Genomic DNA, 18,858 nt, shown 5'->3' with positions numbered 1-18,858 from the left:
GGGCGGCCTGGCCCTTACCGCTGGGCGGCCTGGACGGCGGCGTAGGCGTCGACCTGGCCGGCGCCGGTGATGTTCGACGGGGCACCGCAGGCGTCGGTCGGGTTGCGGGAGCGGTAGGTCGGTGTCGCCGCCGTGGCGGTGTCCCGCAGGATCTGCCGGGTCCGGGTCACGTCGCCGACCAGCGCCGGGTTCGCCGACCACATCAGCGCGACCACCCCGGCCACCTGCGGGGCCGCCATCGAGGTGCCGTCCAGTGTGGCGTACGTGCCGCCCGGCATCGCCGAGATCACACCCACGCCCGGCGCCAGCACGTCCGGCTTACCCGTGCCGCCCGGGACCGGCCCGCGCGAGGAGAACTCGGCGACCCGGCGCTGCGCGTCCACCGCGCCAACGGTCAAAACGTCCGCGTACGGCGCGGGCGGGTCGTCGATCGACGCGCACCACGGGCCCGTGTTGCCGGCGGCGGCGACCACGAAGATCCCGGCGGCGTCCAGTGCCGCGGTGGCCGGTCGCAGTACGCCCCGGTCGCAGCCCTCGATCGGCGGGCAGCCCCACGAGTTGGTCAGCACCTGCGGGGCACGCTCCGGACGGCCGTCGGTGAACGGGTCACCGCCGGTCGGGAAGGGCGCCAGCATGAACTGGAGGCAGTCCAGGTAGTGCCCGGGGCTGCCCAGGTTGCGGTCCAGGTTGACGCAGCCCACCCACCGCGCGTCAGGTGCCACCCCGATGCCGCCCCGCCCGACCGCGCTGCCCACCGTGTGGGTGCCGTGCCCGCCCTGGTCGGTTGGGCTCCGGGTGCCGTCCCACGGGTCGTACCAGGAGTCGTCCCCGCCACGGAACCCGGCTCGCAGCGCCGGATGTGTGCCGTCCACCCCCGAATCCGAGCTGCCCACCACGATGCCCGTGCCGGTCACCCCGAGCTGGGACCACACCCGGTCGGCGCCGATCTGGCGGATGTTCCACTCCGGGCCGGTGGGCGCGGGCGCGGTGCCCCGGTTCTGCCCGGCCGGGGCCGGCAGTGGCCGCAGGCGTTGGCTCACCAGCACCCGGGCCACCTCCGGTCGGCGGGCGAGCCAGGCCCGCACCGCCGGGCCGCCGTCCACCTCGACGGCGTTCACCAGGTAGTACGACACCGGTTCGAGTCGCAGCCGGGTCAACCCCCGGAGCAGGTCGGCCTGGCTCCGCTCGGCCGTCGTCACCAGCCGCCGGTAGACCTCCGTCGCGCGGGCGTCCCGGCCGGCCCGACCCGGTGCGCCGGCTGGCAGACCCGTCAGGTCGGCCTGCGCGCGCAGCACCACGAGCAGCCGCTCGCCGTACAGGCCGGGCTGGCCGGGACCGAGGTCGACCACGCCGAACGCCACCAGCAGCACCACGGCCGCCGCCGTGGCGACCCGACGGCTCGGGGGCCCTGCCGCCGGCCGGGCGAGCAGCACCGCGTACCCGATGGCGACCAGGACGGCGACGACGAGCCCGGCGCCGGCGGCGACCGCCACCCAGAACGGCACGTCCCGGGTGCCCACCAGCAACAGGGTGATCTCTTCCGGGTCGGTGAAGGCCAGCGGGCCGAGTGCGGCCAGGCCCACGAGCCAGCCCGTCGCCGCTCGGCCGGCGCGTGCGGCGCCCGCCGGGTCGGCGGTGGCCCGCCAGGTCGCGGCCCAGAGGGTGGCCAGCGCGAAACCCGCCGGTGGCAGGGTCAGCAGCGCGGGCAACTGCGCGCCGGACTGGCCGGTGCCGGCCGCGAGCAGCAGTAGCGCCACCCCGGCGACCAGACCTCCGACCAGCACCAGTCGAGCCGGCCGGGGTGGCCGGCCGACCGCGAACCGGGACCAGAAGGTCGCGTCCAGCAGAGTCGCGGCCAGCACCCCGAGCGCGGCGGCCGCCAGGAGTGCGAGCGCGGTCTCCAGGAGCCCGCCGAGCGCCCCCAGCCAGGCCCACGGCAGGAGCAGCGCCAAGCCGGCGGCGACCGCGAGCAGTGACACCGGGCCGGGCCGGCGCAAGCCCTGCCCGCGTCCGGCCGGCTCCGGGCTTCCGGCGGCCTCGGGCCGCGCGGCGTCGCCGTTCCCGGTGGGCGCCGCGCCGACGACCGGGTCGGCCGGTTCGAGGTACGCCGACCGGCGCGCCGACCAGCGCAGGATGAGCGTGCCGAGCGCCGCCGCGCCGGCCAGCGCGGCGATGTACACCTCGTGGTGCACCGGCGGTACGACCCGCAGCAGCGTGAGCGCCCCCAGTGCGAGTACGCCGACCAGCCAGACCCGCCCGGTGGCCCGGACCGTGGTCGAGCGGGGCAGTACGGCGAGCAGCAGGGCGGGTGTGCCCACCAGCACGACGGTGGCGAGGCCCAGCACCGGCCAGAGCCAGTCGATCCGGTCCCGCCCGAAGCCCAGCAGCACCTGATCGGTGACCCAGCCACCGGTCTGGGTGGCCACGGTGACCGCAACCGTCCAGCCGCCGGCCAGCACGGCCGCGACCACCGGCCACCGGCTTGCCCGGCCCGGCGGCAGCGGGTGGGGCGGCGTTCGACCAACGGGTGACGGGGGCCCGACCTGCATGACTCGCACAGTACGGGTCGGGCGGCGAATGTCGACACGCTGGCGCGACGGTTACGGTGGATGGGTGCGTGACCCCAATATCTCCCGATCCGTCGCCGGTCAGCTCTCGCCGGTCCGCCGTGCGTCCGACCTGCGCCGACTGCGCGCCGAGCGCTTCGACGTGTTGGTCATCGGTGGTGGGGTGACCGGTGCCGGCGCCGCCCTGGACGCGGCGTCCCGCGGCCTGAAGGTGGCCCTGGTCGAGGCGCGCGACCTCGCCTCCGGGACCTCCAGCCGGTCCAGCAAACTCATCCACGGCGGCCTGCGTTACCTGGAGCAGCTGGAGTTCCACCTGGTCCACGAGGCGCTCACCGAGCGCGGCCTGCTGGCCACCCGGCTGGCGCCGCACCTGGTGCGCCCGGTGCCGTTCCTGGTGCCGCTGCCGGCCGGGCGGGGCCTGCGGGACCTGCCGGCCCGGACCTTCCGCCGCTCGTACTATGGCGTCGGCGTGGCCACCTACGACGCCTTCGCGGGCGTCTTCGGCGGTGGCCGGGGGATGCCCCTGCACCGGCACCTGACCCGGGAGGGGGCACGGCGGGTCTTCCCGAGCCTGCGGGCGGAGGCGCTGGCCGGGGCGATCCGCTACTACGACGGGCAGGTCGACGACGCCCGGCTGGTGGTCACCCTGGCCCGCACCGCGGCCAGCCTCGGTGCCACGGTGGTGAGCAGTGCCCGCGCCGTCGGGCTGATCCGGCAGGCGCGCGAGGTGACCGGGGTCCGCGTCCGGGACCTGGAGGCGCCGGCCGGCTCACCGGACGCCGAGTTCGAGGTGCGGGCCCGTACCGTCATCGCCGCCACCGGTGTGTGGAGCGACGACATGTCCCGGATGCTCAACGACGTGGGCCTGCGGCCCGGCGTCCGGGTGCGCGCCTCCAAGGGGGTGCACCTGGTGGTGCCGCGCTCGGCGATCACCGGCGAGGCGGGGCTCATTCTGCGTACGGCGAGTTCGGTGCTCTTCGTCATCCCGTGGGGCGGGCACTGGATCATCGGCACGACGGACACCGACTGGCGGCTCGACCGGTCCCACCCGGCCGCCTCGGCCCGCGACATCGACTACCTCCTGCAGCAGGTCAACACCGTGCTGGACCGGCCGTTGACCACCGCCGACATCGAGGGGGTGTACGCCGGGCTGCGGCCACTGCTGTCCGGTGAGGCTGACTCCACCTCGAAGCTGTCGCGCGAGCACGCGGTCTTCGAGCCGATGCTCGGGCTCCTGCTGGTCGCCGGGGGCAAGTACACGACGTACCGCGTGATGGCCTCCGACGTGGTCGACCGGGCCGTGCGTCGGCTGGGTGGCGCGCGCCCGTCGCGTACCGCCGACCTGCCGCTGCTCGGCGCCGACGGGTACCCGGCCATGTGGCGGGACCGCGCGGACCTGGCCCGTCGGCACGGCGTACCGGTGGGCGTGGTGGAACACCTGCTGGAGCGGTACGGCACCCTCACCCTGGACCTGTTGGCGTTGATCAATGCCGATCCGTTGCTCGCCTCCCCGCTGGCCGGTGCTCCGGAGTATCTGGCGGCGGAGGTCGCCTACGCGGCTCGGGCCGAGGGTGCGTTGCACCTGGAGGACGTGCTGACCCGGCGGACCAGGATCTCCTTCGAGACCAGCCACCGAGGGCTGGAGTCGGCGGAGCACGCCGCCGAGCTGATGGGCGTCGTGCTCGGTTGGGATGCGGCCACCCGGGCCCGGGAGGTCCAGCACTACCGCGCCCGGGTGGAGGCGGAGCGACAGTCGCAGCTGATGCCGGACGACGCCACGGCGGACGCTGCCCGACTCGGTGCCCCCGATGTCCGGGGTTACGCGGCCGATCGTGGTGGCGACGACGATTCCGCGACGTTGCGGCCGTCCGCTAGGTGACGAAATGAGACGTTACTGATGGGTAACCATCGATACCAGCCTGGATGGTGGTTTCGAACGCTACCTACGGTGGGGTAGGTTTCCGCGCGTGCTGTTCCGCGCCCGCCCTCGTCTGCTCCTACCCCTTCTCGCCGTCGCGCTGGTCGGTGCCCTGACCGGGTGTTCACTGTTCGACCGGGATGCGCAGGGCACGCCGCTGGCGCAGCCGTCCGCCGGCGCGGCGGGTGGCGGCTCGCAGCTGGAGATCCCCACCACGGTTGCCGCAGGCCAGGTCAGTTTGCTGCAACGGCTCGGCGCCGACGGTCCGCTGCGCACTCTGAGCGTCGAGCGGGACGGCGCGTGGCAGTGCCTCGACTGTGCTGGCGACGGGGTCACCTCGCGGGGCACCCTGGCCCCCGAACTGACCGAACGACTCCAGGTGCTGCTCGCCGACCCGGCGCTGGCCGCCGAGACCGATCAGGCCCGGAAATACCGGACGACCTGCATCGACGCGCTGACGTCCAGCCTGCTCACCGCGTCCGGGCTGATCACCTCGCAGGACTGCCCGGGTGAGGAGCGCACGCCGGTCGCCGGGGAGATCCTGCTGCTGCTCACCCAGGCGACCCCGGCCGAAGTCGACGGCTGACCCGCCGCCACGCGGGTCAGAGCGCCGCTGATGCGCAGGTCAGAGCACCTTGCCGGGGTTGAGCAGGCCGGCCGGGTCCAGCGCCGACTTGATCGCCTGGTGCACCCGGACACCGACCGGCCCGATCTCCCGGGCCAGCCAGTCCCGCTTGAGTAGGCCCACCCCGTGCTCGCCCGTGCACGTGCCGCCCAGGTCCAGGCCGAGCCGCATGATCTCGTCGAACGCCCGTCGACCCCGCTCCACGCTCGCCGGGTCAGCGCGGTCGACCACGATGTTCGGGTGCATGTTGCCATCCCCGGCGTGCCCCACCACGCCGATCGGCACCTCGCACTCCGCCGCGATCCGGGCCACCCCGTCCAGCAGCGCGGCGAGCGAGCCGCGCGGCACCGCCACATCGTCGATCACCAGACCGCCGTTGCCGCCCGGGTAGGCGTCGGCCGCGAACTTCTCCATCGCCGGATGGGCCAGCCGGCGCGCCTGCAACAGCGCCGCCGCCTCCACCGCGTCGGTGGCCGCGTAGACCTCGTCGGCGCCAGCGGCCTCGCACACCTCGGCCAGGGCGGCCAGGTCGTCGGCGGCCCGGGTGCCGGTGTCCGCGGCGGCCAGCAGCAGGGCCTGCGCGTCGGTCCGCAGCCCCATCGGCTGGTAGGCCTCGATCGCCCGCAGGTGGGTCTGGTCGAGCAACTCCAGCAGGCTGGGAGTGAGCCCGCGGGCCGCGATCTCGGCTACCGCCGTGCCGGCCGCGGCGGTGGACGGGAAGACGGCCACCAGGGTCAGCGATTCCGCCGGTGCGGGCCGCAACGCCACGGTCACCTCGGTGATCACGCCAAGGGTGCCCTCCGAGCCGACGAAGAGCCGGGTCAGGTCGTAGCCGGCCACGCCCTTGGCCGTACGCCGCCCGGTGCGCAGCACCTCACCGGAGGCGAGCACCACCTCCAGGCCGAGCACGTACTCCGTGGTGACGCCGTACTTCACACAGCACATACCGCCGGCGTTGGTGGCCACGTTGCCGCCGATCGTGGACGACTCCCAGGAGCCGGGGTCCGGCGGGTACCAGAGCCCCTGCTTGGCCACCGCGCCGGCCAGCGCCGCGTTGACCACCCCCGGTTGGACCACCGCGATCCGGCTCACCGGGTCGATCTCCCGGATCTCGTCCATCGCGACGGTACTGAGCACCACCGCGCCGTCCACCGCGTTCGCCGCGCCGGCCAGGCCGGTCCGCGCGCCCTGCGGCACCACCGGTACGCCGTGCCGTGCGGCCGCCCGGACCACCGCCACCACCTGCTCGGTGCTCCGGGGGCGGGTCACCACCAACGGCGTTCCGGCGTCGCAGAGGTCGGCCTCGTCCCGCTGGTGCATCCGCAGTAGGTCGGGATCGGTGAGCACGGCGTTGTCACCGAGCGCGGCGCGCAGGTCGTCGAGGAGAGTGGTGGGGGCCATGCAGCCGAGGCTAGGTCGCCGACCGCCGATCATCAACATGATCGACTGTGCGGGATAGCTTGGGCGGCATGCTCTATCTGGACCGGCCTGCCTGGCCGTGGCGCGGTCGGCTCTGGTCGCACCTGATCAGCGATGTCTCGTACGCCGAGCTGCACGCCTTCGCCGAGGCCCTCGGCGCGCCTCGGCGCGGCTTCGACCGGGACCACTACGACATCCCGGCCGACCGGTTCGCGGCGGCGGTGTGGCTCGGTGCCCAGGTGGTGCCGAGCCGGGAGCTCGTACGGTTGCTCCGTGCCGCCGGCCTGCGCCGCCCCAAGCACCTGGTCAGCCCGCGTACTCCGGCCCCCCGCTGAGCGTGGTCAGCTCGCGACGCACGTTGTCCCGGGCGGGCTCCTCCCACCGGCTCGCCAGCGGCGGCAGCCGGAACAGCGCGGGCAGCGCCAGCAGCCCGGTCAACACCGCCGCCCGCCCGGCCCGGAAGGCCGGCTCCGGCACGTGGGCGTACTCCCGTCGGACGGCCGCCGCGTAACGGTCGTACGTGGCCGGCGGCGTGGCCAGCACGGAGAGGTCCGCGTCGCAGAGCAGGGCGCCGTCGCGGTCGTCCGGAGCCACCCTGTGTCCGGCGGTGAGCAGCACCAGTCGGCGTACCTCGGCCACCGCGGGCGCCGGTACCCCGAGCCCGGTGAGCACGCTGTCGGCCAGCGCGGCGCTGTCCCGTTCGTTGGCGTCGCCGGTGGCCCGAGGGTCGTAGACCGCGTCGTGGCACCAGACCGCCAGCCGGACCAGATCGGCCCGGTCGGTCAGCCCGGCGTGCTGGTCCACCACGTCGAGCACGGCGGTCAGGTGGGCCACCGTGTGGTAGTGCCGGTGCGGCTCCCGCCACCGGGCGAGCAGCTCCTCCCCGGCCCGGGTCACCTCCGGTCCGGGCTTCGCGCCGGCATCCCGGGCCGCAGCCCGCCACCGGTCCAGCAGATCAACCACGGCCCGAGTCTGCCGCATCCGGCCGCAACGCGCGGCGCGGGAGGATTCAGCGGGGCCGCCACGGGTAGTCGCGCCCATGGCCGCGGCTCGGGACAAACGACCTCCGATGGTGCGGCGTGCCCCACTGCGCGAGGGCCTGGTCGACATCGACGGCGCACGGATCGCCGAAGCCACCGAACAGCTGCGCCATCGCGGCCGCGCCACCCTGCACGACCGGCTGCACCGGGTACGGATGGCCGGCGGACTCGCCGTGCAGGCCGGGCTGGCTGCCGGGCTCGCATACCTGATCTCGCACAAGCTGCTCGGCAACCCGCAACCGGTGTTCGCGCCGATCTCCGCGGTCGGCACCCTGGCCGCGTCGGTCGGCCAGCGGTTCCGCCGGACCGTGGAGTTGATCGTCGGGGTGGGCATCGGGGTGTTCATCGGCGACCTCCTGATCTACCTGCTCGGCACCGGCGCGTGGCAGCTCGGCCTGGTGGTCACCGTGGCGATCCTGCTCACGATCTTCGCCGGGGCGAGCGTGGCGATCGTCATCCAGGCGGCGGCCACGGCCGTGCTGATCGTGACGCTGAGCCCCTCCACCCAGAATCTGGAGATCCCACGCTTCGTCGACGCGTTTCTCGGCGGTGGGATCGCGCTGCTGGTCACGGCGGTGCTACTGCCGCTGAACCCGCTCCGGGTGATCAACCGGGCCGCCCGGCCGGCGCTGGACCTGCTCGCCACCCAACTCGACGTCACCGCCGACGGCCTGCGCAAACGGGACCGCGCCAGCATCCAAGGGGCACTGGATCGGCTGCGCGACAACAAGGAGGAACTGGCCACGTTGGGCGAGGCGATCGAGGGGGCGAAGGAGACCGCCACCCTCTCACCGGCCCGCTGGCACCGCCGCGACGAGCTGACCCACTACGCGGAGGCGGCCGACCCGATCGACCGGGCGATGCGCAACACCGGCACGCTGATCCGCCGGTCCGTCACCCTGATCGAGGACGAGGAACCGGTGCCCGACCCGATGCCGGACGCGATCGCTCACCTCGCCGAGTCGGTCCGGCTGCTCAAGCACGAGTTCGCCGTCGGCGAGGAGCCGGAGAAGGCTCGGGAGCGGTCCCTGCGGGCGGTCAGCGAAGCCGGCCGGGCGTACGGCGCCGGGGTCGGCTTCTCGGGCAGCGTGGTGGTCGCCCAGATCCGGACCACCGCGAGCGACCTGCTGGTGGCCTCCGGGATCGAGCAGGAGGAGGCGAACCGGTGGATCCGCACCGCCTTCGGGGAGCAGGAGCGGCCGGTCGGTGAGCCGGCCGAGCCCGGCGAGCCGCCGAAGCCGCCCACCGCCCCGCCGGTCGGCTGAACGAGGGCGCGTCTCAGCCCAGCTCGGCGAGCGCGGCGAGCAGCCGGTCCACCTGAGCGTCCGTGCTGCCCAGGCCGATGCTGGCGCGCAGCGCGGTGGGCGGCAGGTCCCGTCGGCCGGTACGCCCCGCCGCCTCGGTGAGCAGCCGCCGGGCCAGCGGGTGGGCGCAGAACAACCCGTCGCGCACGCCGATCCGGTGCTCGCCGGCCAGCCGGGCGGCCACGTCAGCGGAGTCCCATCCGGCGACCACGAACGAGACGATGCCGACGCGGGGCGCGTCCGGGCCGAAGGTGCGCAACTCGACGACGTGCGGCAGGGCGGCGATGCCGGTCCGCAGCCGGGCCAGCAGCGCCTGTTCGCGGGCGGCCAGCGCGGACCGGTCCGCCTCGTCGAGCGCCGTACACACCGCGGCCAGTGCCACCGCGCCGAGCAGGTTCGGGGTGCCGCCCTCGTGCCGTGCCGCTCCGCTCGCCCAGGTCACATCGTGGGTGGCTGGCCCGACGTGGCTGGTGGCGCCACCACCGGCCAGGTACGGCGGGGCGGCGTCCAGCCAGTCCGCGCGACCGATCAGCACCCCCGCGCCGAACGGCGCGTACAGCTTGTGGCCGGACACGGCCAGGTAGTCGACGTCGAGCGTGAGCAGGTCGACCGGGGCGTGCGGGGCGAGCTGCGCGGCGTCGAGCACGATCCGGGCCCCGTGCCGGTGGGCCACCCGGGCCAACTCGGCGACCGGCCACCGCTCACCGGTCACGTTGCTCGCACCGGTCACCGCGACCAGCACCGGCAGCGCCGGGCTGCTGCCCCGGCGCAGCTCGGTGAGGGCGGCGGCGAGGTCGCGTACCGCCCCGTCCGGATCGGTGGGCACCGGGAGCCGGACGGAGCCGCGCGGCCAGGGCAGCAGGTTGGCGTGGTGCTCGGAGGCGAAGGTGACGACGGTCGTGCCGGCGGGCAGCGCTCGGGCCAGCAGGTTGAGCGCGTCGGTGGTGTTGCGGGTGAAGATCACGTGGTCGTCGGCGCGGGCGCCGAAGAAGTCGCCGACCGTCTGCCGCGCCTGCTCGTACGCGAGGGTGCAGCGCCGCGACAGCGCTCCCGCGCCACGGTGCACGCTGGCGTACCAGGGCAGCAGCTCGGCCACCGCGTCGGCGGCGGCCCGCGCGCACGGCGCGCTCGCCGCGTAGTCCAGGTTGATCTCGCCCGGTACGCCGAGAACGTCGAGCGGCCGCGACGGGGCCGCCGCGGGCGCGGCGTCGAAGCGGGTGGGCAGTGCGGGAACGAGAGTGACGGACACGCCGGAACCTCCGGGGTCAGGGACCCCGGGTGCACAGTCGGGACGGGGTCCGCGCTTGCCCAGCACGCCGATCGGGCTGGGCCCGGTCATCACCCGGGGCACCCCACCGCGAACTCGACGAGGGTTGCCGGCCAGCAAGCCGGGGCTTGATGCTGGCGCTCGTGACCTGCCGGCAGCATAGCGGCTACCGATGCGACCGAACCAGCCGGCAGCGGATGGCTACGCTGACCGCATGGCCGACACCCCGCCCGGTTCACCTCCGCCGTCGTCGCCCGCACCCACAGCCCCGTCCGTCGGCGAGGCGCCCCGGATGCCGCTGCGCCGACTGGGCTGGCGGCGGTTCCTGGTGCTGGCCGGGGTGGTGCTGTTCATCGCCGCCTGCGCGGTGTTCATGGTCTTCACGCTCGGCCAGTCGCTCGGTGTGCAGGCCCTGCTGATCGGGGTGGTCGCCGCCATCCTGCCGGTGCCGGTGCTGGTCGCCTGCTTCCTCTGGCTGGACCGGTACGAACCGGAGCCGCTGAAGTATCTGATCTTCTGCTTCGCCTGGGGGGCGTTCGTCTCCACGGCGGCCTCGCTCACGGTCAACGACTTCGCCGCCAACCGCTTCGCCGACTGGGGCCTGCCGTCCGCGCTCACCGGGGTGCTGGTGGCGCCGTTCATCGAGGAGCTGACCAAGGCCCTCGGCCCGATCCTGCTGCTGGTGTTCCGCCGCCGCGAGTGGTCCGGGATCACCGACGGCCTGGTCTACTGCGGGCTCTCCGCGATCGGCTTCGCCATGGTGGAGAACATCCTCTACCTGGGCGGCTACGGCTATGCGACCGGCGCCGACCGGTACGGCCCCGCGACCGGCACGCAGCAGGTCATCGCGATCTTCATCGTCCGGATCCTGCTGTTCGGGTTCGCCCATCCGCTTTTCACCTCGATGACCGGTGTGGGGCTGGGCATCGCCGCCCGGACGGCCGACCGGCGGGTCCGGGTGCTCGCCCCGATCGCCGGCCTGCTGCTGGCGATGATGCTGCACGGCACGTGGAACCTGCTGCCCACGCTGACCCAGGCCACCGGGGAAGCGTTGATCATGCTGTACGGCTTCCTGGGCCTGATGGTGCCGGTCTTCTTCGGCATGGTGGGGCTGGCGATATGGCTGCGCGCCTGGGAGGGGCGGCTCACCGAGCGGACCTTGCCCGACTACGTACGCGCCGGCTGGCTGAGCCCGCCGGAAGTGGCCGCGCTGAGCAGCCTCGGCAGGCGGCACGCGGCCCGCAGTTGGGCCCGGCGGGTGGCCGGGGACGGCGGCGTGCGGGCGATGCGCGGCTACCAGTTCGCCGCCACCCGGCTCGCCCTGCTGCGCGACGGGACGCTGCGCGGCCTGGACCGCAAGCCCGCCGAACAGGAGCGGACCGCCCGCGAGGAGCGGGAGCTGCTGGACGCGATCAGCGCGTACCGGTCGTTCTTCGTGGGCCGGGATCCGCAGGCCCCGGCGGGAGTCTGGGACGGCAGCCGCTACCACCTGCGCTTCCCCGACGGTACGCAACGCCCGGTTGCCGCGCCGGACGAGCCGGTGGTGCCGATCCCGGTGGTGCTGGCCCCTGCTCCGCCTCCGGTGGGGTATCCGCCGCCCGGCTGGCCCGGCCCGCGGCCGGCGGCGCCCTGGCCGCCCGCCTGAGGGCTGGCGGCCTGCCGCTCAGGCCAGCAGGGAGGTGAGGAAGTCACCCAGGCCCTGGAACATCGCGATCAGCCCGGCCCCGATCGCCCTGAACATCTGCGCGGCGCCGTCCGGCCGGAAGGCCATGAAGTAGATCAGGAACGCGACACTGCCCCAGGTCAACAGCTTCTTCACGAATACCGGCATCGTCCCTCCCCAGGGCCACGGTCGCCGGATGGCTTCCCGTCGTGCGGCTGGGCAAACGGTGCGCGGTGGGGCCTGCTGGCCGGGGAGGGTGCGTCAGAGGTAGAGGCCGGTGGGATCGTTCTCGATCCGCTCGGCGGCCACGGCGTGCACGTCCCGCTCCCGCAGCAGCACGTACCCGCGGCCGTGCAGCTCGACCTCGGAGCGGTCGTCCGGGTCGAAGAGCACCCGGTCGCCGGAGACGATGGCGCGGACGTTCGGCCCCACCCCGACGGCGGTGGCCCACGCGAGGCGCTTGCCCACCGCGGCGGTCGCCGGGATGACGATGCCGGCGGTGGAGCGACGCTCGCCCTCGCCGCCCTCCATCCGTACCAGCACGCGGTCGTGCAGGAGGCGGATCGGCAGGCCGGCGTCGAGATCCTGGTCGGCGGTCACGACGCAGACGCTACCGTGTCGCCGACGGCCGATCGCCGGTGGTTACGCCTGTGGCCGTGGGGGCAATGTGTGGCGGAACTGCCCTACGGTGTCGGGAACGGACGTATGCTGTCCGACCTGTCGCCGTGGGCGGGCCGTTTCTCTGCCAGGAGGTGCGCTTGAGCCGCTTCGAGTGGGTACGCGGGCGGCTCCGCCGCGCCTACCAGTCGGGACGGGAGTCGGTTCGCGCCAGTCAGGACACGCCGAGCGACGCTCCGGAGCCGGCCCGGGTGGCCTCACCCGCCGTGCCGGGGCCAGCCGCGTCACCGAGCGCCACGGTCGTCGGCGCGGAACCTCCGGTGCGCCTGCACAGCTCCACCACCAGTCGGGACGACGCCGACGTGCCGCACGGGCTGCGGATCGCCGCCGCCTGGTGCTGGCGACTGATCGTGATCGGCGTGGTGGCCTGGGCCCTGCTCATGGTCGTCAGCACGGTCAAGATCGTGATCATTCCGCTGGCCGTCGCGCTGCTGCTCTCCGCGCTGCTCGCGCCGGCGGTCGGCTGGCTGCTGCGGGCCCGGCTGCCTCGGTCGCTGGCCACCGCGGTGGTGTTGGTCGGCGGCCTGGCCGCGGTGATCGGCACGCTCACCCTGGTGGTCAACGAGTTCATCCGGGGCGTGCCAGAGCTGAGCCAGAAGTCGTCCGAGGGCGTCCGGCAGATCCAGAACTGGCTGAAGACCGGCCCGTTGCACGTCTCCGACAATCAGCTCGACAACTACATCACCGAGGCGCAGGGCTGGATCAACAGCAACACCAGCGATCTCACGACCGGCGCGCTGAGCACCGCCGCGACGTTGGCCGAGGTGCTGACCGGCACCATCCTGGTGCTCTTCGCGACGTTCTTCTTCCTGCGCGACGGCAACCGGATCTGGCGCTTCCTGGTGCGGCTGCTGCCGGTGGCCGCCCGCTGGAAGGTCGACGACGCCGGCCGGGCCTCCTGGCAGACGCTGGGCGCCTACGTCCGGGCGACCGTGCTGGTCGCCTTCATCGACGCCGTCGGCATCGGCATCTTCCTGGTCGTCTTCGACGTCCCGTTCGCCTTCCCGCTCGCCGCGCTGGTATTCCTCGGCGCGTTCATCCCGATCGTCGGTGCGGCGCTCTCCGGTGGCGTGGCGGTGCTGGTGGCGCTGGTGGACAGCGGCCCGGTCACCGCGTTGATCATCCTGGGTGCGGTGATCGGCGTGCAGCAGTTGGAGGGGCACGTGCTCCAGCCGCTGATCATGGGACGGGCGGTCGCCCTCCACCCGCTGGCGGTGATCATCGGTATCGCCGCCGGGGTGGTGCTCGCCGGCATCACCGGCGCGCTGGTCTCCGTGCCGCTCATCGCGGTGCTGAACACCGCGGTCCGTCGGCTCGCCGCCCGAACCGTCCCGGACACCCCGCCCGACGCCGTCGTCGTCGCCGCGCAGGCGCCCTGACCGACCCGCTACGGGACGGTCAGGAGCCGGCGAGGCGTTGTAGGGCGCCTCGGGCCACTTCGGGCCGGGTGGTGTACCAGAACGGCGGCAGCGAGCGACGCAGGAACGGCCCGTAACCACGGGCGGTCTCCAGTCGCGAGTCGAGCACCGCGACCACGCCCCGGTCACCGGTCGCCCGGATCAACCGGCCCACGCCCTGAGCCAGCCGCACGGCCGCGATGGGCACGCTGACCGCGGCGAAGCCGGAGCCGCCGCCCGCGTCCACGGCGGCCGCTCGGGCCGCCGCGAGGGGCTCGTCCGGTCGAGGGAAGGGCAGCCGGTCGATGACCACGAGCTGACAGGCATCACCCGGCACGTCCACCCCCTGCCAGAGCGACATCACCCCGAACAGGCAGCTGGCGCGCTCCTCGCGGAACCGGCGGACCAGCAGTGGCAACGCCTCCTCGCCCTGCAACAGCACCGGCAGGTCGGTCCGCGCGCGCAGCAGCTCCGCGGCCTGCTGCGCCGCCCGGCGGGACGAGAAGAGCCCGAGAGTGCGACCACCAAGTGCCTCGACCAGCGCGAGCAGCTCCTCCCCGGCAGCCTCGGGCAACCCGGAGACGCTGGGGCGGGGCAGGTGCGCGGCGACGTACAGGATGCCCTGCCGGGCATAGTCGAACGGCGATCCGACGTCGAGTGACCGCCAACCCGGGCCTTCGGTCGCCGGTACGACGGCCCCGGTGTCACCGGCCAGCCGGCGGCCTGGCGTCTCGCCGGCCGGACGACCCGGGCCGGTACGGGCGGCCAGTGCGGCCGCGGCGGGGCTCGGCGGGGCGGGTGGCGGCGCGTCCAGCCCGAGGGCGCGGGCCACCGTGTCGAACCGGCCGCCCAGCGCCAGGGTCGCCGAGGTCGCGACGACGGTGCGTTCGTCGTACAGGTGGGTGGCGAGGGTGCCGGCCACCGACAGGGGCGCGACCACCAGTGCGCGCCGGCTGCCGCTGTCGTTCTTCTCCACCCACGCCACGTCGTGGTCGGCCTCCTCCAGCAGCCGCTGCGCGGTGGTGGACAGCTCGTCCAGCGCAGCCTTGGCCTGCTGCTTGCGGACCGGGTCGGGGTCGTCGGACTTGATCTCGCCGATCGCGTCCAATGCGGACCGGGTCGCCGCGTCGAGCAGCGTGCACGCCTCCCGCAGTGGCGTCGGCAGCCCGGCGGTGAGTCGCCCCGCCGGCGCCTCGGCCAGCCCGACCGCGAGGGCGTCGCCGGCGGCGGTGAGCGCCTCGGCGGTCTCCGGCCGCAGCAGCGGGCGGGCCCGTCGGGTGGACCGGTCGATCAGCTCCGGCACCAGCTCCGCCTGGGCCGCGGAGGACACCCGGTCGGCCAGCTCGTGCGCCTCGTCGACGATGAGCAGCTTGTGCGGCGGCACGATGTGCCGGTCGGCGAGCATGTCGACCGCGAGCAGGCTGTGGTTGGTCACCACGATGTCGGCTTCACGGGCGCGCGCCCGCGACGCCTCGGCGAAGCACTCCTGCCCGAACGGGCAGCGGGTCGCACCGACGCACTCCCGGGCCGGCATAGACACCAGCCGCCAGGCCTGGTCATCGACGCCCGGGTCCAGCTCGTCCCGGTCGCCGGTGGCCGTCTTCTCGGCCCAGTCGCGCAGCCGCTCGACCTGCTTGCCCAACCGGCCCGCCTCACCGAGCCACTTCGTTCCGCCGCCGGGGCGAGCCGCCGGCGCGTCGAAGAGGGTGTCCTCCGGCTCCTCCTCGGTGGAGTTGTCCAGTCGGGCGAGGCACAGGTAGTGGTGGCGACCCTTGAGCACCGCGAAGGTGGGCCGGCGCCCGAGCACCGGCTCGACCGCGTCGGCCAGCCGGGGCAGGTCGTGGTCGACCAACTGGGACTGCAACGCCAGGGTGGCGGTGGAGACCACCACCGGGCCGTCCACGGTGAGCGCCGGCGCGAGGTAGGCCAGCGACTTGCCGGTGCCGGTGCCCGCCTGCACGAGCAGGTGCTCGCCGCCGGCCACGCACTCCTCGATCGCCGTGGTCATCTGCAGTTGGCCGGGGCGTTCCGCACCGCCGGGCACCGCACCGACCGCCGCCGCCAGCAGCTCGGTGCCACTGGGCCGGGCACCCCGCCGCCGGCCCTTGGCACGAGCCGACGGGGTGGCGGAACCGGTGGCGGTGCGGGGCGGAGTCACCGTGCGACGGTACCCGGCGCCGCCGACACCGGCCGCGCCCATCCGCGCGTGGCGTGATGCCGGCCCCGCTGGCCGCTGCCGTCGGCGCCGCCCGGTTACGGCCGCGCTACGAGGCGTGGGCGGTATCGGTTAGGGTGCGAATCATGCCGAGCGACATGGTCCGAGTGATCTACCGCAAGTACGACGGCAGCGCCCACCGCGACTACCCGGCCCGCCGGCTCACGGAGGACGACCTCGGCGTCTGGCTCGGCGTGCCCGAGGGCACCGAGTCGGTCTACCACGGCCGGCCGTCGGTGGAGAAGATCCCGTTCGTGCTGCTGGTGCCGCATCGTGCCTGGTGGACGGCCATGTTCAACCCCCCGCCCCGCACCAGCGAGGTCTACTGCGACATCACCACCCCGGCCCGCTGGGAATCCGACGACATCGTCCACCTCATCGACCTGGACCTGGACGTGGTCCGGCGTCGGGCCACCGGCCTGGTGGAGTTGCTCGACGAGGACGAGTTCGCCGTGCACCGGGCCCGGTTCGGTTATCCGGACGACGTGGTGACCGAGGCCGAGGCCGCGGCCCAGCGGCTGTTCGGGGCCCTCGGCGACGGCACCGAGCCGTTCGCCACCGCGTACCGCAAGTGGCTGGCCCTGGTGGTCTGACGCCGCACGCTCGGCCGGGCCGGCTCACCAGCGCGGTGGCCAGCCGTCGTCCCCACCCAGTCGCGGCAGGTCGGCCAGTTTCTCCGGGTTGAGTTGGTTGTAGATGGCGGTGATCCGGCCCTGGTCCACCGCGAACGCGCTGACCAGGCGGATCGGCCGCCCATCGCTGTGCAGCGTCTCCATCTGTAGGCCGAGCACGCCGTCGACCAGCACCGGCCGGGCCCGCACCCGGTGGGCGTACCGGCCGGCCCGGCCGAACAGGCCGAGCGCGAAGCGACCCACCGCGTCCGCGCCGACCACCGGGCGGCGTGCCGCGGGGAAGTGCCCGCCCGAGTCGCCGACGAAGACCACGTCCGGCGCGAGCACCTGGAGCAGTTGACCCAGCTCGCCGGACTCGGTGGCGGCGACGAACGCTTCGAGCACCCGGCGCTGCTCGACCGGGTCCGCCGTGTGCCGAGGCACGTCCGGCGCGGTGACCGCTCGACGCGCCCGGGAAGCGAGCTGCCGGGCGGCCGCCTCGGTGGTGCTGAGCACGTCGGCGACGCGGGCGAACGGCATCGCGAACACGTCGTGCAGCACGAGGGCGACCCGCTGCTCCGGTGCGAGCCGCTCCAGCACCACCAGCAGCGCCGTGCCGACCTGGTCGGTGCGGACGGCCCGCTCCGCCGGGTCGGGTGCGTACCCGTCGACCGGCGGAGGCGTGCCCAACGGGCTGACCACCGGCTCCGGCAGCCACTGCCCGGGGTACGCCTCCCGACGGACCCGGGCCGAGCGGAGCACGTCCAGGCAGATCCGGGCGCAGGTGGTGGTCAGCCACGCGGACAGCTCACGGATCTCGGCGCGGGCCACCGGGTCGGCCAGCGCCCCGGCGTAGCGCAGCCAGGTCTCCTGCACCGCGTCCTCGGCCTCGCTGCGGCTGCCCAGCATCCGGTGGGCCACCGCGAGCAGCCGGGCCCGCTCGGCCTCGAACTCCGTCGCCAGGTCCCGCACGACACACCACCCTTCCCAGTCGGCGCCGTCCTGACGTACATCCTCCTGCCGACGGGACACGCTGGCTGCCCCGGAGGTGCCGGCCGGCCGAGGCCCGGCGGCGTCCTCGGCGGGCGGATGGCCGACGGGTGGGCGATGATCCGTGGATGAGCGCACCCCAGGAAGGGCAGATCGTGACGCCGGACGGCGGCTCCGTGCGGGAGTTGCTGCGAGTCACCGCACCGGTGGATCTCGGCGCGATCGACCCACGGTCCACACCCGGCCTGCCGACGACGGCGCGGAGTGGAGAGCACCGTAAGGCGTGGGCCCGCGAGCAGGTGGAGTTGATCGGCGGCGAGCTCGGCCGGCAGCAGGAGATGCTCTTCGCGATGGCCAAGACCGGGTCGTCCGGGCCGGCGCACCGGGTGTTGCTGGTGCTCCAGGCCATGGACTGCGGCGGCAAGGACGGCACGATCAAGCGGGTGGCCGGCGCCATGAACCCGCTGGGCCTGCACATCCGCTCGTTCGGGCCGCCGACCCCGCAGGAGTTGCGGCACGACTTCCTCTGGCGGATCCGCCGGGCGCTGCCGCCACCCGGGTACGTGGGGATGTTCAACCGTTCGCACTACGAGGACGTGTTGATCGCCCGGGTCGGCTCGCTGGTGCCGGAGGCGACCTGGCGGGCCCGCTACGACGAGATCAACGCGTTCGAGCGGGAGTTGACCGGGGACGGCGTGACCCTGATCAAGGTGATGCTGCACATCTCCTACGCCGAGCAGGGCGAGCGCCTACTGGAGCGGCTCACCGACCCGCGCAAGCACTGGAAGTACAACCCGTCGGACGTCGACTCCCGGGCCCACTGGGGCGACTACCAGGCCGCGTACGCCGAGGCCCTGAGCCGGTGCGGCACGGACGCCGCGCCCTGGTTCGTGGTGCCGGCGGACCGCAAGTGGTACAGGGACTGGGCCGTGGCCCATCTGCTGCGTGAGACGTTCGACACGCTCGGCCTGGGGTATCCGGCTGCCGATTTCGACGTGGCGCGGGAGCGGGAGCGGTTGCTTGCTGGGGGAGCGGGTGCGGGTGGGGCGGTCGAGATGAACGGCAGGTGAACGAACGGTGAATGAGGCCTGGCCAGGGGTGGGCCGGCGAATTCGCGGTTCGGTCGTTTCCTAGCATTCACCGGGCGGGCGCTCATCGGGCGCC

General features: G+C 74.1%; 16 protein-coding genes and 1 riboswitch. Of the genes, 8 read left to right on the top strand and 8 right to left on the bottom strand.

Translation table 11 applies throughout. From position 1 onward, the window contains the following. Positions 1 to 14: 14 nt before the first annotated feature. Positions 15 to 2,549, bottom strand: coding sequence for a S8 family serine peptidase (locus ACQEUX_RS25230; RefSeq protein ID WP_433053084.1), 2,535 nt, complete (start codon positions 2,547 to 2,549; stop codon positions 15 to 17). 79 nt (positions 2,550 to 2,628) lie between these two features. Here ACQEUX_RS25230 and ACQEUX_RS25225 point away from each other — a divergent pair, with 79 nt between their 5' ends. Continuing rightward, entirely contained in the window at positions 2,629 to 4,446 is a 1,818-nt protein-coding gene (locus ACQEUX_RS25225) for a glycerol-3-phosphate dehydrogenase/oxidase (RefSeq protein WP_433057121.1), read from the top strand. Between the two features lie 88 nt (positions 4,447 to 4,534). Further along, complete coding sequence (locus ACQEUX_RS25220) at positions 4,535 to 5,071, top strand: hypothetical protein (RefSeq protein ID WP_433053081.1); 537 nt, start codon at positions 4,535 to 4,537, stop codon at positions 5,069 to 5,071. Positions 5,072 to 5,110: 39 nt separating this feature from the next. On the opposite strand, the gene ACQEUX_RS25215 is transcribed toward ACQEUX_RS25220, so the two are convergent. Next, positions 5,111 to 6,511 carry an FAD-binding oxidoreductase gene (locus ACQEUX_RS25215; RefSeq protein WP_433053078.1) on the bottom strand — a complete coding sequence of 467 codons (1,401 nt, stop codon included), beginning with the start codon at positions 6,509 to 6,511 and terminating at the stop codon, positions 5,111 to 5,113. A 68-nt stretch (positions 6,512 to 6,579) separates the two neighbouring features. On the opposite strand from ACQEUX_RS25215, the gene ACQEUX_RS25210 reads away from it, so the two are divergent. Further along, positions 6,580 to 6,864 carry a DUF4031 domain-containing protein gene (locus tag ACQEUX_RS25210; protein ID WP_433053075.1) on the top strand — a complete coding sequence of 95 codons (285 nt, stop codon included), beginning with the start codon at positions 6,580 to 6,582 and terminating at the stop codon, positions 6,862 to 6,864. On the opposite strand, the gene ACQEUX_RS25205 is transcribed toward ACQEUX_RS25210, so the two are convergent. Further along, on the bottom strand, positions 6,836 to 7,492 hold the full coding sequence (locus tag ACQEUX_RS25205; protein ID WP_433053072.1) for an HD domain-containing protein: 657 nt from the start codon (positions 7,490 to 7,492) through the stop codon (positions 6,836 to 6,838). The genes ACQEUX_RS25210 and ACQEUX_RS25205 overlap by 29 nt on opposite strands. 106 nt (positions 7,493 to 7,598) lie before the next feature. On the opposite strand from ACQEUX_RS25205, the gene ACQEUX_RS25200 reads away from it, so the two are divergent. Further along, positions 7,599 to 8,834, top strand: coding sequence for an FUSC family protein (locus tag ACQEUX_RS25200; RefSeq protein WP_433053069.1), 1,236 nt, complete (start codon positions 7,599 to 7,601; stop codon positions 8,832 to 8,834). A gap of 13 nt (positions 8,835 to 8,847) precedes the next feature. Here ACQEUX_RS25200 and ACQEUX_RS25195 read toward each other — a convergent pair whose 3' ends face one another. Continuing rightward, on the bottom strand, positions 8,848 to 10,098 hold the full coding sequence (locus ACQEUX_RS25195; protein ID WP_433057119.1) for an aminotransferase class V-fold PLP-dependent enzyme: 1,251 nt from the start codon (positions 10,096 to 10,098) through the stop codon (positions 8,848 to 8,850). A 70-nt stretch (positions 10,099 to 10,168) separates the two neighbouring features. Beyond that, positions 10,169 to 10,289, bottom strand: a riboswitch (SAM riboswitch). A 23-nt stretch (positions 10,290 to 10,312) separates the two neighbouring features. Between ACQEUX_RS25195 and ACQEUX_RS25190 the strand changes: the two genes are divergently transcribed. Beyond that, a complete protein-coding gene (locus ACQEUX_RS25190; RefSeq protein WP_433053066.1) occupies positions 10,313 to 11,785 on the top strand; it encodes a PrsW family intramembrane metalloprotease in 1,473 nt (490 codons plus the stop codon). A gap of 18 nt (positions 11,786 to 11,803) precedes the next feature. Here the strand turns inward: ACQEUX_RS25190 and ACQEUX_RS25185 are convergent, their stop codons facing one another. Both ACQEUX_RS25185 and ACQEUX_RS25180 read right to left on the bottom strand, forming a co-directional pair. Continuing rightward, positions 11,804 to 11,971 carry a hypothetical protein gene (locus tag ACQEUX_RS25185; protein WP_433053063.1) on the bottom strand — a complete coding sequence of 56 codons (168 nt, stop codon included), beginning with the start codon at positions 11,969 to 11,971 and terminating at the stop codon, positions 11,804 to 11,806. A 93-nt stretch (positions 11,972 to 12,064) separates the two neighbouring features. Then, entirely contained in the window at positions 12,065 to 12,403 is a 339-nt protein-coding gene (locus ACQEUX_RS25180) for a GroES family chaperonin (protein WP_433053060.1), read from the bottom strand. 158 nt (positions 12,404 to 12,561) lie between these two features. On the opposite strand from ACQEUX_RS25180, the gene ACQEUX_RS25175 reads away from it, so the two are divergent. Then, positions 12,562 to 13,860, top strand: coding sequence for an AI-2E family transporter (locus ACQEUX_RS25175; RefSeq protein WP_433053057.1), 1,299 nt, complete (start codon positions 12,562 to 12,564; stop codon positions 13,858 to 13,860). A 19-nt stretch (positions 13,861 to 13,879) separates the two neighbouring features. Here the strand turns inward: ACQEUX_RS25175 and ACQEUX_RS25170 are convergent, their stop codons facing one another. Beyond that, positions 13,880 to 16,078 carry an ATP-dependent DNA helicase gene (locus tag ACQEUX_RS25170; RefSeq protein WP_433053054.1) on the bottom strand — a complete coding sequence of 733 codons (2,199 nt, stop codon included), beginning with the start codon at positions 16,076 to 16,078 and terminating at the stop codon, positions 13,880 to 13,882. 101 nt (positions 16,079 to 16,179) lie between these two features. On the opposite strand from ACQEUX_RS25170, the gene ACQEUX_RS25165 reads away from it, so the two are divergent. After that, the gene (locus ACQEUX_RS25165) at positions 16,180 to 16,686 is read left to right on the top strand and encodes a DUF402 domain-containing protein (protein WP_433053051.1); all 507 of its coding nucleotides are present in this window, start codon (positions 16,180 to 16,182) and stop codon (positions 16,684 to 16,686) included. A 24-nt stretch (positions 16,687 to 16,710) separates the two neighbouring features. Here ACQEUX_RS25165 and sigJ read toward each other — a convergent pair whose 3' ends face one another. Then, positions 16,711 to 17,676 (bottom strand): RNA polymerase sigma factor SigJ, encoded by a 966-nt coding sequence (gene sigJ, locus ACQEUX_RS25160; RefSeq protein WP_433053048.1) that lies wholly within the window; start codon positions 17,674 to 17,676, stop codon positions 16,711 to 16,713. Positions 17,677 to 17,822: 146 nt separating this feature from the next. Between sigJ and ACQEUX_RS25155 the strand changes: the two genes are divergently transcribed. Then, complete coding sequence (locus ACQEUX_RS25155; RefSeq protein ID WP_433053045.1) at positions 17,823 to 18,764, top strand: PPK2 family polyphosphate kinase; 942 nt, start codon at positions 17,823 to 17,825, stop codon at positions 18,762 to 18,764. Positions 18,765 to 18,858: the final 94 nt, after the last annotated feature.

It is taken from the genome of Micromonospora sp. CA-259024 (assembly GCF_050936255.1).
Lineage (GTDB): Bacteria > Actinomycetota > Actinomycetes > Mycobacteriales > Micromonosporaceae > Micromonospora.
The sequence above is the reverse complement of the archived record's forward strand: the minus strand, read 5'-3'. Positions and strand labels throughout refer to the sequence as shown.

Coding starts and splice junctions, on each gene's coding strand:
- ACQEUX_RS25190 (WP_433053066.1), top strand. CDS start 10,313: ATGCGACCGAACCAGCCGGCAGCGGATGGCTACGCTGACCGCATGGCC.
- ACQEUX_RS25170 (WP_433053054.1), bottom strand. CDS start 16,078: ATGGGCGCGGCCGGTGTCGGCGGCGCCGGGTACCGTCGCACGGTGACT.
- ACQEUX_RS25155 (WP_433053045.1), top strand. CDS start 17,823: ATGAGCGCACCCCAGGAAGGGCAGATCGTGACGCCGGACGGCGGCTCC.
- ACQEUX_RS25210 (WP_433053075.1), top strand. CDS start 6,580: ATGCTCTATCTGGACCGGCCTGCCTGGCCGTGGCGCGGTCGGCTCTGG.
- ACQEUX_RS25165 (WP_433053051.1), top strand. CDS start 16,180: ATGCCGAGCGACATGGTCCGAGTGATCTACCGCAAGTACGACGGCAGC.
- ACQEUX_RS25200 (WP_433053069.1), top strand. CDS start 7,599: ATGGTGCGGCGTGCCCCACTGCGCGAGGGCCTGGTCGACATCGACGGC.
- ACQEUX_RS25185 (WP_433053063.1), bottom strand. CDS start 11,971: ATGCCGGTATTCGTGAAGAAGCTGTTGACCTGGGGCAGTGTCGCGTTC.
- ACQEUX_RS25215 (WP_433053078.1), bottom strand. CDS start 6,511: ATGGCCCCCACCACTCTCCTCGACGACCTGCGCGCCGCGCTCGGTGAC.
- ACQEUX_RS25230 (WP_433053084.1), bottom strand. CDS start 2,549: ATGCAGGTCGGGCCCCCGTCACCCGTTGGTCGAACGCCGCCCCACCCG.